The organism is Klebsiella pneumoniae subsp. pneumoniae HS11286, assembly GCF_000240185.1.
GTDB classification, from domain to species: Bacteria; Pseudomonadota; Gammaproteobacteria; order Enterobacterales; family Enterobacteriaceae; genus Klebsiella; species Klebsiella pneumoniae.
In genome coordinates this window covers 589,683-608,122 of record NC_016845.1, presented here as the reverse complement: position 1 = coordinate 608,122, position 18,440 = coordinate 589,683, and the positions used below count along the sequence as shown (strand labels likewise).

Annotated in this window: 21 protein-coding genes; 9 read left to right on the top strand and 12 right to left on the bottom strand. The window is 53.6% G+C overall.

What is annotated here, in order from left to right; all coding sequences use genetic code 11:
• Positions 1-37 precede the first annotated feature (37 nt).
• On the top strand, positions 38-919 hold the full coding sequence (locus tag KPHS_05690; protein ID YP_005224869.1) for a DUF523 and DUF1722 domain-containing protein: 882 nt from the start codon (positions 38-40) through the stop codon (positions 917-919).
• 294 nt (positions 920-1,213) lie between these two features.
• On the opposite strand, the gene KPHS_05680 is transcribed toward KPHS_05690, so the two are convergent.
• The 3 genes from KPHS_05680 to KPHS_05660 form a co-directional block, all read right to left on the bottom strand.
• Entirely contained in the window at positions 1,214-2,596 is a 1,383-nt protein-coding gene (locus KPHS_05680; protein YP_005224868.1) for a carbohydrate porin, read from the bottom strand.
• A 130-nt stretch (positions 2,597-2,726) separates the two neighbouring features.
• Entirely contained in the window at positions 2,727-2,840 is a 114-nt protein-coding gene (locus KPHS_05670) for a hypothetical protein (RefSeq protein ID YP_005224867.1), read from the bottom strand.
• Positions 2,841-2,867: 27 nt separating this feature from the next.
• Positions 2,868-4,187 carry a xylose isomerase gene (locus KPHS_05660; RefSeq protein YP_005224866.1) on the bottom strand — a complete coding sequence of 440 codons (1,320 nt, stop codon included), beginning with the start codon at positions 4,185-4,187 and terminating at the stop codon, positions 2,868-2,870.
• 426 nt (positions 4,188-4,613) lie between these two features.
• Between KPHS_05660 and KPHS_05650 the strand changes: the two genes are divergently transcribed.
• A complete protein-coding gene (locus KPHS_05650) occupies positions 4,614-6,053 on the top strand; it encodes an MFS transporter (RefSeq protein ID YP_005224865.1) in 1,440 nt (479 codons plus the stop codon).
• A 58-nt stretch (positions 6,054-6,111) separates the two neighbouring features.
• Positions 6,112-7,791 (top strand): putative beta-1,4-xylosidase, XynB, encoded by a 1,680-nt coding sequence (locus tag KPHS_05640; protein ID YP_005224864.1) that lies wholly within the window; start codon positions 6,112-6,114, stop codon positions 7,789-7,791.
• Positions 7,792-7,873: 82 nt separating this feature from the next.
• Here the strand turns inward: KPHS_05640 and KPHS_05630 are convergent, their stop codons facing one another.
• Positions 7,874-8,512 (bottom strand): HNH endonuclease, encoded by a 639-nt coding sequence (locus KPHS_05630; protein ID YP_005224863.1) that lies wholly within the window; start codon positions 8,510-8,512, stop codon positions 7,874-7,876.
• A gap of 179 nt (positions 8,513-8,691) precedes the next feature.
• Between KPHS_05630 and KPHS_05620 the strand changes: the two genes are divergently transcribed.
• From KPHS_05620 to KPHS_05580, 5 genes are all read left to right on the top strand, one after another.
• Complete coding sequence (locus KPHS_05620; protein YP_005224862.1) at positions 8,692-9,561, top strand: HNH endonuclease; 870 nt, start codon at positions 8,692-8,694, stop codon at positions 9,559-9,561.
• A gap of 649 nt (positions 9,562-10,210) precedes the next feature.
• Positions 10,211-10,393: a hypothetical protein gene (locus KPHS_05610; RefSeq protein ID YP_005224861.1), complete on the top strand. Its 183-nt coding sequence runs from the start codon at positions 10,211-10,213 to the stop codon at positions 10,391-10,393.
• Positions 10,394-10,747: 354 nt separating this feature from the next.
• Positions 10,748-11,422, top strand: a complete 675-nt coding sequence (locus KPHS_05600; RefSeq protein ID YP_005224860.1) for a hypothetical protein — start codon at positions 10,748-10,750, stop codon at positions 11,420-11,422.
• 1 nt (position 11,423) lies between these two features.
• On the top strand, positions 11,424-11,771 hold the full coding sequence (locus KPHS_05590) for a hypothetical protein (RefSeq protein ID YP_005224859.1): 348 nt from the start codon (positions 11,424-11,426) through the stop codon (positions 11,769-11,771).
• A 266-nt stretch (positions 11,772-12,037) separates the two neighbouring features.
• Positions 12,038-12,253, top strand: coding sequence for an Hcp1 family type VI secretion system effector (locus KPHS_05580; protein ID YP_005224858.1), 216 nt, complete (start codon positions 12,038-12,040; stop codon positions 12,251-12,253).
• Positions 12,254-12,444: 191 nt separating this feature from the next.
• Here KPHS_05580 and KPHS_05570 read toward each other — a convergent pair whose 3' ends face one another.
• Both KPHS_05570 and KPHS_05560 read right to left on the bottom strand, forming a co-directional pair.
• Positions 12,445-12,672, bottom strand: coding sequence for a phospholipase D (locus KPHS_05570; RefSeq protein YP_005224857.1), 228 nt, complete (start codon positions 12,670-12,672; stop codon positions 12,445-12,447).
• Positions 12,673-12,786: 114 nt separating this feature from the next.
• Complete coding sequence (locus KPHS_05560; protein YP_005224856.1) at positions 12,787-13,266, bottom strand: IS3 family element, transposase orfB; 480 nt, start codon at positions 13,264-13,266, stop codon at positions 12,787-12,789.
• Between the two features lie 132 nt (positions 13,267-13,398).
• Between KPHS_05560 and KPHS_05550 the strand changes: the two genes are divergently transcribed.
• Positions 13,399-13,554, top strand: coding sequence for a hypothetical protein (locus KPHS_05550; protein ID YP_005224855.1), 156 nt, complete (start codon positions 13,399-13,401; stop codon positions 13,552-13,554).
• A gap of 77 nt (positions 13,555-13,631) precedes the next feature.
• On the opposite strand, the gene KPHS_05540 is transcribed toward KPHS_05550, so the two are convergent.
• The 6 genes from KPHS_05540 to KPHS_05490 all read right to left on the bottom strand — a co-directional run bounded on the left by KPHS_05540 (position 13,632) and on the right by KPHS_05490 (position 18,343).
• The gene (locus tag KPHS_05540) at positions 13,632-13,898 is read right to left on the bottom strand and encodes an IS3 family element, transposase orfA (RefSeq protein YP_005224854.1); all 267 of its coding nucleotides are present in this window, start codon (positions 13,896-13,898) and stop codon (positions 13,632-13,634) included.
• A gap of 744 nt (positions 13,899-14,642) precedes the next feature.
• On the bottom strand, positions 14,643-16,976 hold the full coding sequence (locus KPHS_05530) for a nucleoside triphosphatase, D5 family (protein ID YP_005224853.1): 2,334 nt from the start codon (positions 16,974-16,976) through the stop codon (positions 14,643-14,645).
• 14 nt (positions 16,977-16,990) lie between these two features.
• Complete coding sequence (locus tag KPHS_05520; protein YP_005224852.1) at positions 16,991-17,311, bottom strand: P4 phage protein; 321 nt, start codon at positions 17,309-17,311, stop codon at positions 16,991-16,993.
• Positions 17,308-17,535, bottom strand: a complete 228-nt coding sequence (locus tag KPHS_05510; RefSeq protein YP_005224851.1) for a hypothetical protein — start codon at positions 17,533-17,535, stop codon at positions 17,308-17,310. Before KPHS_05510 ends, KPHS_05520 begins: the two co-directional genes overlap by 4 nt.
• Complete coding sequence (locus tag KPHS_05500; RefSeq protein ID YP_005224850.1) at positions 17,532-17,726, bottom strand: phage immunity repressor protein; 195 nt, start codon at positions 17,724-17,726, stop codon at positions 17,532-17,534. The genes KPHS_05510 and KPHS_05500 overlap by 4 nt, the downstream gene beginning before the upstream one ends.
• Before the next feature lie 350 nt (positions 17,727-18,076).
• Positions 18,077-18,343: a phage DNA binding protein gene (locus tag KPHS_05490; protein ID YP_005224849.1), complete on the bottom strand. Its 267-nt coding sequence runs from the start codon at positions 18,341-18,343 to the stop codon at positions 18,077-18,079.
• Positions 18,344-18,440 lie beyond the last annotated feature (97 nt).

Below are 18,440 nucleotides of genomic sequence, written 5' to 3'. Positions count from 1 at the left end.
CGGCTCAGCCGTGCGATTCGACGGCGGGCATAAGCGTATGGGCTTTGTGATGGATGAGCTCGCGCAGTGGGTGGCGTTTAAACCCGTCTGCCCGGAGATGGCGATCGGCCTGCCCGTTCCCCGCCCGGCGCTCCGCCTGGTGCAGACCCCGGTCGGGGAGATCCGCATGCGCTTCAGCCACGCCCCGCACGAGGATGTGACGGAGAAGATGGCTGATTTCGCCAGCGCCCACCTCGCAACCCTGGGCGAGCTGTCGGGCTTTATCGTCTGCGCCAAATCGCCGAGCTGCGGAATGGAGCGCGTGCGGTTGTACGATGAAAAAGGCAATCGCGGGCGTAAGGAAGGCGTGGGGCTGTTTACCGGTGCCCTGATGGCGCGCTACCCGTGGCTGCCGGTGGAAGAGGATGGCCGGCTGCACGATCCGCTGCTGCGGGAGAATTTTGTCGAGCGCGTTTTCGCCCTGCATGAACTCAACGCCCTGCGCGCCCGCGGCCTGACGCGCCACAGCCTGCTGGCCTTTCACAGCCGCTACAAGCTGCAGCTGCTGGCTCACCACCAGGCAGGCTACCGGGAGATCGGCCCGTTCGTCGCCTCGCTGCATGAATGGGAGGATCTGGAGGCGTTCTTCGAGGTTTACCGCGAGAAGCTGATGGCGATCCTCAAGCAGCCCGCCTCGCGGAAAAACCACACCAACGTGCTGATGCATATTCAGGGTTATTTCCGCGACCAGCTAAACAGCCGCCAGCGCGGCGAGCTGCGGGAGGTGATCCTCAACTATCGCGCCGGGCTGCTGCCGATCCTCGCCCCGCTGACGCTGCTTAAGCACTATCTGGCCGAGTATCCGGATCGCTACCTGCAGGCGCAGAACTATTTTGACCCCTACCCGCAGGATCTGGCCCTGCGCCTGACGGTGAACTGAAGGGGGATGGGCCAGCTGCCCGGCGGCGCTGCGCTTGCGCGGGCCTGGGGGTGTGAGCCTGCGGGAAGGAACGTAGGCCGGATAAGGCATTTATGCCGCCATCCGGCACTACCGCAGGTATGGAGCCTGACCGCCCGGCGGCGCTGCGCTTGCCGGTCCTGGGGGGAGCCCGCAGGAAGGAACGTAGGCCGGATAAGGCATGTATGCCGCCATCCGGCATAAATGGAGCGCATCAGTTGTAGCCCGGCTAAGCGTAGCGCCAGCCGGGAACGCTCCTTCGACAACGCTATCGCATCAGAACCACGCCTCAAACATCCCGCCGACGTTCAGCGAATCCAGCTGCTGGTCCTGGGTGCCGTTAACCTTCGCGGTATGCTCGTTGTCCACCTGGCCGCCGGTCACGTAGAAGCGCAGCATCGGACGGAACTCCGGCCCCATGCCGATGGCTATGTTCTGCGACAGCGTCAGCTTCCAGCCGTGGTTATCCCCGCCCTGGTCGTAATCCACGCGCTGGTAGCCCGCTTCCAGCCAGGTGGAGTACACGTCGTTCCAGAAATACATCGGCCGCACGATGGCACCGTAGTTCTTGCGGTTGTCGGTGTTGTCCCTGCCGTTGTCGTAGTCGTGGAAGGCCAGCAGATATTCCACCTGCGCCTGCTGGGTGAACTTATGGCTGCCCTCGAAGCTGGCGTAGACCGTGGTCAGGTCGTCGGTTTTGTTATAGACGCTGTTATCCGAGTTATCGGAGTAGCGCAGGATCACCTTGTTCACCCCGCTGTCGTTGGTGTGGCTCAGCACCAGGCCGCCCTGCCAGGCTTCGAGACGCGCGTCGCTGTCCACCGCCTTTGAGTCAAAGCCGTAGTTGGCGTACACCTCGACGTCGATCGGCCCGGCCTTGATGTTGTGGGTTTTGGTGGTCAGCGCGTAGTGGCCGTTGTCGCCGGTGTCGGAGCTGCCGGTACAGGTGATGCGCGACGGGTTGGTCTCGTCGGCCATCACTTCCGGACTACAGGATTTCACCTGCGACACCGCCGCCACGTCGAACTGCACGCCGCCGATATCAAAGTTCTTTACCCCGGCGCCCTGGCCGTCGTGGTTCATCCAGAAGTAGTCGTTGATCCCCTGTTGCGGACGCTGGTGGAAGTCGCGGCCGGCCCAGATATAGGCGTTGGGGTTGGATTCCAGCACGTTGGTGACCCCGACGTAGGCCTTCTTCAGGTTAACTTCGTCGCTCCAGTGGTCGAACATCACGTTAAGATCCCAGATAGCCCCCTGCGCGCTTTTGAAGGCCTTGCTGATCTGGAATTCGCCGCCGTTGCTTTCGTTGCCCAGACGGCCGATCGCCGAGGCGCCGTTATAGGAGCCGTCGACGCCGACATATTTCTGGTCGCCGGTCTGGAAGTGAGCGCCATAGCGGGCATAGCCGCTGAACTTGAGGCCAAACGGAATGGCCATATCCGGCGAGGCGGCGGTGGTTTCCGGGTTAGTAATCACGTCGACCTTTTTGTTGGCCGCGGCGTCGATTTTTGCCTGGCGGTCGGCCAGCGCTTTATCAACGGCCTTGGCAACGATGGCGTCGATCTGTTCCTGAGTAAATTCTTGCGCCATTACAGAGGTAAGTGGAAAAAACGCGGCGATAACCGCCATGGTTAATGGAAGTTTTTTTATCATTGTCATGAGTTTCTCAATATAGGTTAATTTTATTCAGACAATAACCAGCCTATTCTGAGCTGACAGAATATGTCGCTATCATCAGAACAAGTTATTTTTTATTTTGTACGGTCACAGAGGCGTTACACAATTATCGTTACCCTTCCTCCTTCGCTGATATTAAACAGGTGGTCTTTCGCCACTGACAAAAAAAACACAGCACGAACCAATAAACGCTATTTCCCGGCAGCGGATAGACGGCGGAATACATGCCCCCGCGGGAGCATGTCAGCAAAAATTAACCAAAGATATAGGTATTGACGAGATTTTCGAGTAATTCCTGACGCCCGCTCTGAGGCTGCGGATTCAGATTATGCTGCTCAGCGTATCGGGCAATATTATCCAGCGACATCTGCCCGCTCATAATTTTCTGCCCCAGCTCGCCCTGCCAGCCGGCATAGCGTTTTGCCAGACCCTGATCGAGCTTGCCATCCTCAATCATGCGCGCGGCCAGCTTGAGGGACAGCGCCATCACGTCCATGGCGCCAATATGGCCATAGAACATGTCGTATTTGTCGGTGCTCTGCCGGCGAACTTTGGCGTCAAAGTTCAGGCCGCCGGTGGTGAATCCCCCGGCTTTGAGGATCTCATACATCACCAGGGTATTTTCTTCCACGCTGTTCGGGAACTGATCGGTATCCCAGCCGAGCTGCGCATCGCCGCGGTTGGCATCAACGGAGCCGAAAATGCCCAGCGCGATGGCGCTGGCGATTTCATGGTGGAAAGAGTGCCCCGCCAGGGTGGCGTGGTTGGCTTCAATGTTCACCTTGATCTCATTTTCCAGACCAAACTGCTTCAGGAAACCATACACCGTCGCGACATCGTAATCGTACTGATGCTTGGTGGGCTCCTGCGGTTTCGGCTCGATAAGCAGCGTGCCGCCAAAGCCAATCTTATGCTTGTGCTCCACCACCATCTGCAGGAAGCGGCCAATCTGCTCACGCTCCTGGCGCAGGTCGGTATTCAGCAGGGACTCGTAACCTTCGCGGCCGCCCCACAGAACATAGTTTTCGCCGCCGAGCTGGTGGGTAGCGTTCATGGCGGTCACCACCTGCGTGGCCGCCCAGGCAAACACCTCCGGATCGGGGTTGGTCGCCGCCCCGGCGCCGTAGCGCGGGTGGGTAAAGCAGTTGGCGGTGCCCCACAGCAGTTTCACGCCGGTTTGCTGCTGTTTCTCCGCCAGCACCTCGGTCATGATGGCGAAATTATGCAAATACTCTTTCAGCGACGCGCCTTCTGGCGAGACGTCGACATCGTGGAAGCAGTAATACGGCACGTTGAGCTTGTAGAAAAATTCAAACGCCACGTCCGCTTTGCGTTTGGCCATTTCCAGCGCATCGCCCGCGGCCTGCCAGGGACGCTCAAACGAACCGGCGCCAAACATATCCGCGCCATTCCAGCAGAAGTTATGCCAATAACAGGCGGCAAAACGCAGATGGTCTGCCATGCGTTTTCCCAGCACGATTTCATCCGGATTATAGTGGCGAAATGCCAGCGGATTATCGGTTTTGGGTCCGGCAAAGCGAACGCGTTCGAGCTGGTCGAAATAGGTTTGCATGATGAACTCCGAAATTGAGAAACAGGAAAATTAACAACTGTGACACATCGTGTATTCTCATCGTCGGTTGCTCAATTACGTTATTTCACTCGGCGATTGAGAAAATGCTCAAATGTGAGCCATCTCGCAAATAAAACTATTTTAAATATCTCGCTTCGCGCGCGTATAGCGTACACTCCCTGGGGAATTCAGGTATCCATATCAAATTAAAATGCCGGTTTTGTCACTTTGTCTGTCTGCCCGAAAATTAGCGGCGGAAAACGGTTTAACGCAGGTGATACAGGCCTTTGCTTCGAGGATCACAGAAGTAAAAAAACATAATTACGTAATTTAAAAACGTAATAGATTCTTCCTGGTCAACTGTGTCAGAAAGTGTTTCACCTACACAAAACAAACCGGAGTCTGCTTAGAATGAGTAAAAACATAATGCACAGTCGGCATGATGAATATCATAAATTAACCCGCGGAGAACGAATTGGTTATGGCATGGGCGACTTTGCGCAAAACCTGGTTTTCGGCACAATTGGGGGTTTTCTGGCTTTGCATATGCTGACGGTAAATACCATCAGCACGGCAACGGCAGGCTTTATTTTTCTTTTTGTCCGCATCATTAACGTGTTTTGGGATCCGATGGTCGGAACCTATGTGGATAAACGAACCTCAAAAGCAGGGAAATATCGTCCCTGGCTGTTACGAGCCGGCGTGCCGCTGGTGATCCTGTCGGCATTACTGTTCGCGCCAATCCCCGGAGTGAAAGGTTCGGTGGCTTTCGCCTTTATTATTTATCTGGCGCTGGACCTGGTTTATTCCTTAGTCAATATTCCCTATGGCTCGCTGAATGCCTCGCTGACCCGCGACCCGGAATCGATCGATAAGCTGACCAGTACCCGCATGATGCTGGCCAACAGCGCCAACCTGCTGGTCTATACCCTGTTCCCGATGTTTGTGCAGATGGCGGCGCCGAAAGATCGTAGCCTGAAAGACACCGGCTTTTTCGGCCTTGAGCTGAATCTGGGCAACTATACCGATCCGTCAGCGAACTACGCCTGGTTCGGCGTGTACGCCATCTATATGATCATCGGCGCGGTGGCCCTGTTTATCTGCTACAAATGCACCAAAGAACGCGTTGTCGCGACCGCCGAGCAGACCGCCAACGTCAAAACTACCGACCTTTTCCACGAGCTCAGACATAACCGTCCGCTGGTTATTCTCGGCATGTTCTTTATGCTGGCCTTTACCTTCATGTTCTTCATGAACACCGTTAACGGCTTCTTCAACCAGTTCGTCGTCGGCCATTCCGAATGGATGGGCGCGGTGGGTCTCGTCGCGTCTATTCCCGGCATCGCCTTCCCGGTGTTCTGGCCGAAACTGAAAAAAATCTTTGGTAAAAAAGGCTTCTTCCATCTGTTCCTCGCCATGTTCATCGTCGGCGAACTGCTGACCTACGTCTGGTCCCGCGAAGGGATGCACGACGCCCTGTGGCTGGCCTACATCGCCACCTTTATTAAACAGTGGGGCTTAACCTCCGCCACCGGCTTTATGTGGGCGCTGGTACCGGAAGTTATCGCGTACGGCGAATTAAAATCGGGCAAACGCAATGCCGCCATTATCAATGCCATTATGGGACTCTTCTTCAAGATCGGCTTCACCATCGGCGGCGCTATCCCGCTGTGGCTGCTGGCGGTGTATGGATTTAATGAAAGCGGCGCCGTGCAGAGCGCCAGCGCCATCGACGGGATCATTATGACCGCGGTGTGGATCCCAATTGCGCTGGCCGCTATTTCGATGGTGATCATGCAGGTTTATCCGATCTCCGATAAACATGTTACCGACATCAACCGTCAGCTGGATGAGATCCGCGTGTAGTTAAAAAAATTATAAATCAGACCGATCCTTAACTTTCCATTTTAAAAGGTGTAATGAAATGTCACTTATTCAAAACCCGATATTACGCGGCTTTAATGCCGACCCCAGTATTATTCGCGTCGAGGATACGTACTATATTGCCAACTCGACGTTTGAGTGGTTCCCGGGCGTGCGTTTACATGAGTCCAAAGACCTGAAAAACTGGAACCTGCTGCCTTCGCCGCTCTCCACCACCACCCTGCTGGATATGAAGGGCAACCCCTCCTCCGGCGGCATTTGGGCGCCGGCGCTCTCCTGGGCCGACGGGCAATTCTGGTTGGTGTATACCGATGTGAAGGTCACCGAAGGCGCCTTTAAAGACATGACCAACTACCTGACCACGGCGAAGGATATTCGGGGCCCGTGGAGCGACCCGATCAAGCTGAACGGCGTCGGGTTTGACGCCTCGCTGTTCCATGACGACGATGGCCGGAAATATATCGTCCAGCAAACCTGGGATCACCGGGAGTACCATCACCCCTTCGATGGCATTACCTTAACGGAGCTGGATACCAAGACGCTGAAGTTAATGCCGGAAACCGCGCGCACCATCTACCGCGGCACCGCCGTGGCGCTGGTCGAGGGGCCGCACCTCTATAAACTGAACGGCTACTACTATCTGTTTGCCGCCCAGGGCGGCACCGTGTTTACCCACCAGGAGGTGGTGGCGCGGTCGAAAACCCTCGAGGCCGACAGCTTCGAAACCGAGCCGGGCGACGTGTTCTTAACCAACGTCGATACCCCGGACAGCTACATCCAGAAACAGGGCCATGGCGCGCTGGTCTCCACTCCGGAAGGCGAATGGTATTACGCCTCGCTCTGCGCCCGGCCGTGGAATCGCCCGGGGGAATCCATCTACGACCCGCGCGGCTGGTCAACCCTCGGCCGGGAAACCGCGATCCAGAAAGTGTACTGGGACGACGAGGGCTGGCCGCGTATTGAAGGCGGTCACGGCGGGAAAACCTTCGTCGAAGGGCCAAAAGACGCCATCTTCACCGAAAGCGCCAGCGATAATAGCCAGCAGGATGACTTTACCTCGCCAGCGCTCGACCCGAACTGGAATACCCTGCGGGTGCCGTTTACGGCCAAAATGGGCACCACCGGCGACGGCAAATTAACCTTAATCGGCCAGGGTTCGTTAGCCAATACGCATGACCTGTCGCTGATTGCCCGCCGCTGGCAGGCCTTCTATTTTGACGCCGCGGTGAAGGTGAAATTCGAGCCCTTCAGCTACCAGCAGATGGCCGGGTTAACGAATTACTATAACGACCGCCACTGGAGCTTCGTCTTCCTGACCTGGAATGAAATTAACGGCAAGGTCATCGAAGTCGGCGAAAATAACCGCGGGAAATACACGTCGTACCTGAAAGATAACGCCATCAAGGTGCCGGACGGCGTCGAATACGTCTGGTTCCGGACTAAAGTCCGCAAGCAGACCTACAGCTATGAATACAGCTTCGATGGCGTGACGTTCACCGAGATCCCGGTCCAGCTGGATGCCGCGGTACTGTCCGATGACTATGTGTTGCAGAGCTACGGCGGGTTCTTTACCGGGGCGTTCGTCGGCCTGGCGGCGGTAGACTACGCCGGGTACGGCACCCAGGCTGAGTTTTATCAGTTCGAGTATCAGGAACTGGGCGATAGGTTAGCGGCCGATGGGAGCTATAGCTGGGAGGCTGGCGAGACGCGGGATAAGTAAGAGAAAGCTGGCCCACGCTACCGGTGAGGTAGCGTGGGGTTTGTGCTGTGTGTGATGTAATTAAAGCGAGCGCTGTAGGATGTCAGTCTGCGGGGCGCAGCCGGGCCTTCAGCTCTTCGGGAGTAAACGGCGGATCTCGCCGGTGCAGCATTGCATGGCAATTGGGACATACCGGGATCAGATCGGTTTCAGGGTTCAGACGGTAGTCCTGCTTGATCCCGGCCAGCGGAATGAGATGGTGGATATGGATAAAACCCTGGCCGATTTCGCCATAGCGGCTGGCCATATCCAGACCGCATACCTGACACCGGCAGCCATGCAGGCGAAGCGCCGCCTGACGAGCCTGACGGTCGCGCTCATAGCGATTGACCACCACCTGCATCGCCGCCCCTTCCACGAACTCCATAGTCGTCTGTCCCTCATCGGGGAAAAGCGCAACCTCGTCATCGCCAGCGCCCTGCGACGCGATCGTAAATCCTTGATCCAGTAACAGACGCACGCATTTGGATTTAATCCCTCCGCTGAAATCCGCCGGGGTAAATTCCGTTCCCGTGGCAAGCGTGGCCGCTAACCCGACGATGGCTTTTGAAGGATACCGACGCCCCTCAAACTCGATCTCGTACAGACGCGCGCTTTTAAACTGATGCGCAACGCCTGCATCGTAAGCGCGAATGGCAGCGATGATGCATTCCCTGGATAAATGGTCCGGTAGTTTTTTCATAAGACATAGCTATCTGATGGCGCGAAGCTTGAGTATAAATAGAAAGCTATGGGCTTTTCGAACAAATAACTAGCAGTGATAGTTAAATAGCGATCCACGTAGAATCGCCGCATCTGGTGGGTTGATCGGCAAGGATTTTGCGAGCATCATCGCATTTATTTAGCTGCCAATGTAACGCTATGCCCTCCAGCACGACCCTGCAACACGCGATCGAGAACATCACTATCTGGCGCAAAGGCGAACAGCGTGCGCCGCATAAGCCACTGTTACTGCTGTACGTCCTTTCCCAGTACCAGCGCGGCCATGCGCGGATGTTCGACTACGCCTCGGAGATACGCGATGAGCTGCATAGCCTGCTGGAACGCTTTGGCCCACAGCGCCGCCAGTACCGGCCGGACATGCCGTTCTGGCGCCTGAAAGGCGACGGCTTCTGGGAGCTGCACAACAGCGAGCAGTGCTCAATCCAGGGCAGCCGAAAGCCGCCCGGCAAAGAGCTGGAGCTCTGTCACGTCGCCGGCGGCTTCGATGAGCCGCATTTTGCGTTACTCAACAGAAATAAGAGGCTGATCAATACCCTCGCCCATCAGATCCTCGAGGCGCACTTTCCGGAGAGTATTCAGGAAGAACTGGCAGAAGAGATGGGGTTTGATCTGCTGCAGATCCGCAAAGAGCGCGACCCGCATTTTCGCCAGCAGGTGCTGCGCGCCTATAACTATGAGTGCGCGATCTGCGGCTTCAATATGCGCCATGATAATACCTCCGTCGCCCTGGAAGCGGCCCATATCAAATGGAAGCAGCACGGCGGCCCATGCGAAATCCCTAACGGCCTGGCGCTCTGCGCGATTCACCATAAGGCTTTTGATAAAGGATCCATTGGTCTGGATGAGGATATGCGCATCCAGGTTTCGCCAGCGGTGAACGGCGGAGGCATCGTTGGCAGGCTGTTCTGGGATTTTGATGGTAAGCCGATTACCTTGCCGCAGGGGAAAGAATGTTATCCCCAGGAGGGGTTTGTGGCATGGCACCGGCGGGAGGTGTTCAGGGGGTAAGGGGGGATGGTGATAAGCGGGTTTCGATGCTGCCTTCTCGCTCCTGAACATCAACAGCTCCTTTCGTGTCTGCGCCACCATCGTCTTTAAGACACATATACGGAGGAATTGGCATCTCATTTGCTCCTTATCGTTGAAATTAGCTGCAATGTAATAATGTAGAGTACAGCTGAAAGGAATATTACTATTATCAGTGATATATAAAAGAAAGTGTCATACATCGTATCGGCGTTCACACTCCCGAACAAGAAGTGGCAAATATCCCTTGCGATATCATAATCGAGATAGATTTCCGGCCTTGGAAGTGCACGTCCCAGAACCAAAAACAGCAATATAAAATAAATAATCTTACTGATTTTACGGGCAAGCGTTATTAGAGCCACTGGCAACAACCTCCACCCAACCGCGAGCCATCAGGGAACGGATGCAGGGAACCTGTACTAACGATGTATTCATAAGCGCATTCCGGATCATGGCAAAATCAGAATTATGGGCGATAGTAATACAACCCTCGGAAACCGTACCCGGATGCAAACGGAAGTTACCACGTTTCACACCCTCTACCCACGTCTCATCGTCAATTCCGCGGTCGTCACGCCATAACGCAAACCAATCGCTATTCCCCCGCCGTAGTTCGCGGCAGGACGTAATGAAACGATTGGTATTAGCCCTGCTTTTATTTATTTTCAAAGAATCGGCTGTAGCCCCCGCTCTCACGCCGGAAGCGGATATCACTCTGGTGAATCCGTCAATGTTTGCTCGTGAAGGATATCGACGGCACAACATGATGCTGTCGATGTGTTCACATAAACCGCCTGTTCATGAGTCATAACCCGTTTCTGCCATGAACAAGTCAGAGCAAATACATATAAACCAATAATTTTAACATCCAAATTTTTTGCGTATCCAATCACTTATCGAATACTTATATGCGCTTTATTATTTATTAAATTAATACATCTCACACCAAGATAATTCATCATAATAATCAACCGTAAAGTGATATACTATGCTGTTTTAAGCCTTATTTAAATCAATGGTTCAAAATCATTTTGCAATACAATTTGTAACAATTAGGTTATAGTAACACTTATCAAGTTACTTATTCTCTTGTAAATTACCATCGATTATTTCTTGCAAAAATGATGTACATCCTCAGTCATTTATTTAAACATAGGATAGCTATATGGCAGACATAGAAGGGATAGCGCGGAAGTTATATAACATCATTATCTCTCCTGATACAGTTACAGGGCTTATCAATGGTGGATTATCTGTTCCTTTAGATTATGGTTATCTGATTTACGGTATCTTTGATACGGATACAAGATATGAACGTGAAACAGAAAGAATCCGTATGATGACCGCGATAAGACATGACATTCTTAACTATGAAAATATCGTTAATGCAGTTAAATTAATCTTTCAGTTATTTAATAAATATCTATCCGAATCAGAACAAGATAGAATATACAGAAGTGTAGTTACCTCTATCGTGGGTAGAATCTCTACGAATATTATCGCATCGAACATCGCTAAAGCCGTTATAGAAAAAACGTCATTTACTTATGTAGTATTTAAGGGGAAAGGGAATCCAATAGCCTTTTTAAGTACTATCCTCTTGTTTGGTGGAATGGCAGAGCGATCCATCAGGACGTCTGATAAACTCAGGAATGAAGAGCCCGAGGTATACTCGTTGTTAAGACCCCGCGATTATGATCTGCTTTATTTCTTATTTGCCGATGCGGTACAACCTTTTGTGGATGCCATCCATGCAGGGTACACCGAGGGCAACCCCGTATTCGACAAGATTATGAAAAGAGTGGAAGATCATTTAAATACGAATGCTAAGGCTGGGTGATATGAAAAAAATCATCACGCCACTCGTCGATATAGTTCTCTGCACCTATATTATTACCACATGCTTTATTTGCCTGACTGAGTTTAATAACTGGCAGAATAAAATAATCGCAGTGACGATTATAATCGGTAGCGCTTATATCATCGCCATTGCATTGAATAGATTACTGGGAACAAAGATAGGTGTGTTAAGCGGTATTTTTAATTTACTATCAGGCCCACTATTAATTATTGGCGCTATTGTTTGCATAGCCTTACTTGACCCGTGGCCGGTTAAGGTTATTGGTCTGTTTTTATGGGTCATTATAATGTTTTGTTTACCTTCATTTATAAATAGAGATAAGGAATAATCATGTCAAATCCAGCATATCTTTGGCTAACCGATACAAACGGCTCCCCTATAACGGGTAGTTCTCTCGTTACAGGGCGTATTGGCGCTATTGAATTAAAAGCGGTAACGCACCACCTATCCATTCCTGTGGATGGAAACACCGGGAGATTAACAGGAACCAGAGTACATACGCCTATTACGGTACAGAAAGATTTTGATAAAACAACGCCCCTTTTATACAAAGCGCTGAGTGAGAACCAAACATTAAAGTCGGCAACCATAAAGATGTATCAGATCCTTGATGCAGGTGTTGAAAGCGAATATTTTAATATTACATTAGAGAATGTAAAAGTAACCGGAATTACCCCCAACTTATTTCCTGATTCTGGTACAGGTACGCACAGCGAGACGATTCAGTTAAGGTATGAGGCCATCACCTGGAAACATTGCGATGGGAATATCATTTACAAAGATTCCTGGAACCACAGGGCAACGGCATAAATTCCCCTTAGACTAAAGGCCATTCAAAAAAGTGGCCTTTTCTGAGTTCAACTGATTATTTAAACCACCCTCGCCAAACAAGCCATCCAAATGCAACCGCATGGTTTGGAGGCATAGTATCTTGAAGCTATACCTCCTTGAGTAGCGCTAAATTAATTCAACACATTCGATACCTGCATTGCGATAAGCCCCTATAACTTCCGCTGCTCCAGGCTGGAATAAATCGTTTTAATTTCCGCTTGTAAGCTTTCGCCACGGTATACCATCGACGTATCGTATCGTTTGTACTTCTCATCACGCGTAGCGCTAAACCAGTTGAACGATCCTATGCACAGCAGCCCTTCATCACCAATCACGATTTTACTGTGAACACGGTTGACCAACATAGTCACAATGCCCAGCGCATTTAGTTTTTCCACTGCATCATTAAGGCGCTGCTGTTTTGCTTTGCGCTTTTCATAACTGACGTTTTGGGTATTAAAGCTTTTATCCGTTACGACAGTAATGTCGATACCACTTTAAGCACACCTGTTTTAGTTCCACGCACTTTTTGAGAGTTCCGGTTTTTCAGCCATCAGCCGGTACTCTTCCGGCGTCAGGTTGTTCAGGGACTCATGAGGCCGCTCGTTGTTATATTCTATCAGCCAGCGCTCGGTAATTTCCCGTGCTTCATTCAGTGTTCTGAACAGGTAAAAATCCAGAATTTCTGTCCGGTATGTCCGGTTGAACCGTTCGATAAAAGCATTTTGTGTAGGTTTACCCGGTTTAATAAATTCGAGCTGCACGCCATGTTCTTCGGCCCATTGTGCCAGTGCCCGCGAGACCAGTTCTGGCCCGTTGTCCATCCGCATTTTCAGCGGATAGCCGCGGTTTGCCACGATCCTGTCCAGCACCCGGATGATTCGCTGAGCCGGGATATTCCGGTTGATTTCTATCGCCAGTGCTTCACGGTTAAAATCGTCCACCACATTGAAGGTCCGGAAGCGTCTGCCGCAGACCAACGCGTCGTACATAAAATCGATGGGCCAGCTCTGGTTTAACGCTTGCGGTGTCGCCAGGGGTGCTGAATTACGCACTGGCAGCCGCTGTTTTCCCTTGCGACGAAAATTCAGTTTCAGCAGGCAATAAATCCGGTGAACACATTTATGGTTCCAGGTATTGCCCTGCCTGCGCAGCAGCTGGAACAGCTTCTTAAAACCGTAGCGCGGATAGCGTTCTGCCAGTTCAGTCAGCGCGTGGATCTCGGGTTCATCACGCCGGGTATCGGGCTAATAAAAATACACCGTCCTGCTCAGCGATAACGTCCTGCAGGCCTGGCGTAAACTTATGGCAAATTGCGTCGTCAGATAGCTGACGAGTTCACGCTTTATCGCTGGTTTTAAAGCTTTTTTTCGATGACGTCTTTCAGTGCCCGGCACTCAAGACTGAGATCAGCAAACATCTGTTTAAGCCTCCGATTCTCGTCTTCCAGATCTTTGATTTTTTTAATATCGACCGCTTCCATCCCGCCATGCTTTGCCTTCCAGTTGTAATAGCTGGCTTCCGAAATAGCGGCCTCACGGCAAACATCCTTGACGGTACGTTCAGCTTCGACGGACTTCAATACGGCGATGATCTGGTGTTCAGTGAATCGGATCTTGCGCATAGCGATCTCCTCTGGGGACATAATCAGTATGTCGGAAGATCTCTAAAAGTGAATGGTTCGTTTTGCCGGGATACTTACAGGTTGACTCAGATTGACTTCTGTTGAAAGGAGAATCGCGAAAAGCCTTGCGTAGCGCGGATTTCAGGCACAAAAAAGACGTCCGTCGACGTCTATTGATGTTCCGATGGTGCGAAGGCCGGACTCAAATTATGTCGTAACTTAATGAAATTAAACAGATAATATATAAATCATAAATTATATGCCCCCTTTTGTGCCCCCAACCATTTTTGCGACCATATCAAACTTAGCTGTTTGATATTACTATCTAATTAAAGACTAATGCCCCATTCGGTTAGGATCCGAAACCCGGATCCTAACCGGAACTCAAATACCATAAAAAAGTTTTTTTGCATTTAACTGTTCACACTGTTCACCTCCTTATTTTTCTTTTTAATATCATAATGATAGATGGTGATCAGTTGGTGAAGAGTGAACAGTCAACTCTTCACCTCAGCGCATCTCTGGCCTGTTTCCGGCGAACATCACCGCAATACGATGGTGATGAGGTGGGGGGGGGTAAAAAGTTTTTTTGGGTTTAACTGTTCACACTGTTCACCTTTGGTTTTTTATTAATACTTTCATAGTGATACAGGGTGAACATACGGTGAAGGGTGAACAGTGGATTGTTCACCCTTGAGGGAGGGGCTGACACAAAAAGACCGGCTGTTGCCGGTCTGAGACAGGTTAAGTCGCGGTGGGTTCGTCGCACTTCGGCAGCCAGTCGCCGTAGCTTTCTTCTTTCAGCGACAGGTTGGTTTGTATCCCCTGCTTTGTGTGCCGCTTCTCATAATTCATCCCGTACTCTTTCAGCATCATGGGCAGTCCCAGCCCGAACATTTTCAGGCTGAGCACGTTCCTGTAGCCGTTGGCCTCCATATAGGCCAGATAAGCGTGATAGAGATATTTACGGTAATTACGCGGGATGATACTGGCATTCCCCATAAACATCCCGTTGGTCTGCGGTAACATTTCCAGATAGCCGCAAAAATCAAAGGTCGGGTCAGCGTCGCGTTTAATACTGAGCGCCTCATCGGAGTTCTGCTGCGACTGGAGCAGCGAACGGGCACTCATCGGGTCACTGAACTGCTGCATTAACTGGCGCACGATGACGGCCAGCTCGCGGGCGATTTTATCCCTGAGCTGCGGGTCGCGCTCCTCCGGGGCTATCTGCTCCGGGAAGTGGATAATCACCCGGCGACGTGACACGCCGCCGCTGCGGTCGGTGAAGCGCATCGGGTTATTGTTCACGGCCAGAATCACCGCCGGGATATGCGTTGAGTACGGGTTCTGGTATTTCGGGTCGACCGACACCGCATCGCCGCCGGTGATGGCCTTGAGCCCCGCACCGTCACCACTCCATTTCTCCTGGTCAGGCAGACGTATCAGCGAGAAGCCAATCAGGGAGGCACGCTTACGCGGGTCTTCCAGCGTGTCGATATTCGCCGATGTGGCGTTATCCTCTCCGGCCAGCATCGTGGCGATTTCGGCCAGAATACTTTTCCCGCTGCCACCGGGGCCGGTCACTTCGAGAAAGAGCTGCCAGTCGTAGCGGTTCGCCAGCACCATAAACAGCGCGGCCAGAATCACGTCGCGTTTTGTCGGGTTGCCACTGGCCGCCCGATCGAGCCAGCGCCAGAAGTTAGGCGCATGGGTTTCCAGCGTTTCCCCTTCTACCGGCGGAGTAAAATCCACGTCGCACAGCGTGCGAAGCCAGTGCGATTTGCTGTGCGGGCTGAACAGGCCGCTCTGGGTATCGAGTACCCCGTTGCGAAAACCAATCAGACGGCGTGCCGGTGCGGCCTGCTGAGGAATAATCAGCTTCAGCGTCTCCACCACTGACGCAATCCTCCCCGATGAAAACGGGGCGCGCAGGCGCTGGAAAAGCCCTGCTACGTCGCGTTCGAAATTGGACGGCTGAATGACTTTCCATATCCCTGCTTCATAACGGGACAGGAGCTGGCCGTTCGCATCCACCGCCAGCGCTTCGCCGTAATGCTCATGTACCCGCCAGGCTTTGTCGCTGGCGCTCATGGCGGTAAATTCCGCCTCGCTCATGGTGTCGAAGGGGCTTTGGGCCGCTGGCCGGATAGCGGCATAAATGGCCTTCCGTGTGGCGTCCTCCCCCTTCAGCATCGCCGCATCATTCCAGTCACCAAATACCGGCGGCAGGGCGACAATGCCCTCACAGGCTTCTGCGGCCGCGGCGGCTTTAGTCTGGCCGGTGCCGTTCAGGTCACGGTCGGCGGCGAGGATAATCTGACAGGCCGGGTGTTTGTGACGGGCCAGGCTCGCCAGAGAAAGAAGGTTCACGGACGACAGCGCCACCATGACGGTTTCCCCGGTCAGGTGATGCACGGTAAGCGCCGTCGCATAGCCCTCCGCTATCCACAGGCGTTTTCCCGCCTGTTTCTGCCCGTCGATGAGATGGCATGCCCCTTTGACCTGCCCGCCTTTCAGGGTGCGCTTGAGCCCCTCAGCATTAATAAGCTGGAGGTTAACCAGCGCGCCGGTCCCGTCATACAGCGGCACTACCACATCACCGGCGCGGTAGGCCACGCCGCCGGTTTTGTGGGAAGCTGTCAGCGTCAGACACTCACGACCGGCAAAGCCCTTGCGGGTCAGGTAGGCATTGCCGGTGGCCGGGCGGGTTTTCTCCAGCAGTCTGACGGCCAGCGCGGCCGCTGCTTTGCGGTCGGCCTCCGTTCCGGCCTCTGCGGCCGCTGTCACCTCCGGGGCTACCGGCGGCAGATTCCCGGTGACGGCGTTCACCTTCCCGGCGGCCTCGGATGCCGATATGCCGAACACCTTCTCAACCAGTTTCAGGCCGTCACCGGCGCCGCACTGATTACAGAACCATGTGCCGCGCCCTTCCTGGTCATCAAAGCGGAACCGGTCAGCGCCGCCACACACCGGGCAGGCCTGATGGCGGTTTTTTATCACTTTCATCCCCAGCGCCGGGAGAATGCGCGGCCAGTGGCCGCACGCCTGTTTTACCGTGTCCGTTACGTTCATTTTCATGGTTTTTCTCTCCCTCAGTGCAGTACAGGCGATGTGATATGGCGGGCACAGAGCTCATCCATCACGGCGAGCCCGAGGAAGGACAGCGACGGGGCGGCTTTCAGCGGCCCGGCCTGCATCAAATCTTCCAGCAGCGCACAGGCAATCAAACGACCTTTTTCCTCGCCATGCTGGCGCAGGTAGAAGCCCTCCAGCTCGGTAGCGATGGCGCTTTCCAGCGCGTCGAGGGTGAGGTGAGGATAGCGGTGCTGGCGTTCGCACAGGGTCAGCCAGGCACAGGCCACGGCACGGCGATACAAGGCGGCACGCAATACGGGCGGCAGAGGCGTTTTCATACGTTGCCCTCCCCGGTGAACCAGCGGTGATTGCAGCGTTCGACCACGCCGTCGAGCTGGGCGGTCATCAGGTAAATCACGGAGGTAAGCTGCGACTGTTGCGCCGGGTCGCGGCGAATGGTAGTGCAGTCCTGCTCCTGCATCATCGCGCTGACAAAGTGGCCGACGTTACGCAGGTGCTCAAGGCATTCGAGGTCTTTTACGGTGATGGCGGGCTGTTTCATGCGCGCACCTCCGCCACCGGCAGACGACCGGCAAACGAGAGGACGTAATCGCGAACGAGGGAAAGGCGTGCGGCGTGTTCATCTCCGGCGACGGCGCGGAGCATACAGATACGGGGCTGACGGTCTGCGCGACGGACAGCGGCAAACACGAAGACAAATTGCGGGTGAGACGGGGTGAGGGTCGTAGCCATAAGGGCAACCTCCATTGAGTAGCGGTTATCGCCACCACCGGAGTTCTCACGCTCGGGTGGTAGCCCAGACGGGGGTGAGAAACCGGCCTCAATGGGTACCGGCCAGCCCGAAGGCTGCCCCGCCTGAGCCACCATTACGCAGATACAGCAACGGCTTAAGAACCGATGCGTAAACAACAGGTGCACATAGGCATAGACACAAAAAAAGACGCATGGCGCGTCCGGTGTCGCCACTGAGTAACTCGGGTTCTCACGCCCGGCTGCCGATTTTGCGACAGCGAGAAAACTATACCTGGAAACGGCGAAGGGAAGCAAGCCAGAAAAAGGGGCTTTTTGCAGAACGGGCATCATCATGCGTCATAGCCCCGGTTGCGTTCAGCGATACGGTCAGCCATCCACCCGGTGATTTCCGACTGCGCCCACGCCACGTTTTTCCCGCCGAGGGAGATTTGTTTCGGGAAAGCCTCCCGGCTGATGAGGTCGTAAATCGTGGAGCGGGATAACCCGCACAGATGCATCACTTCGGGCAGGCGAATAAAACGCTCCTGAACGGTGTCAGAGACCGGCATCAGCGGCGCGGCAGGGGCAGAAGACGGGGAAGAAAAAGCGGTGTGCATCGGGCCACCTCATAAAGTCCATACAGTGCCGGTCGTGTCCGTCCGGCCTCGGGTAGCTCTCTATTTTGTGAATATTTTCCCTGAGGGCAACAAGTCA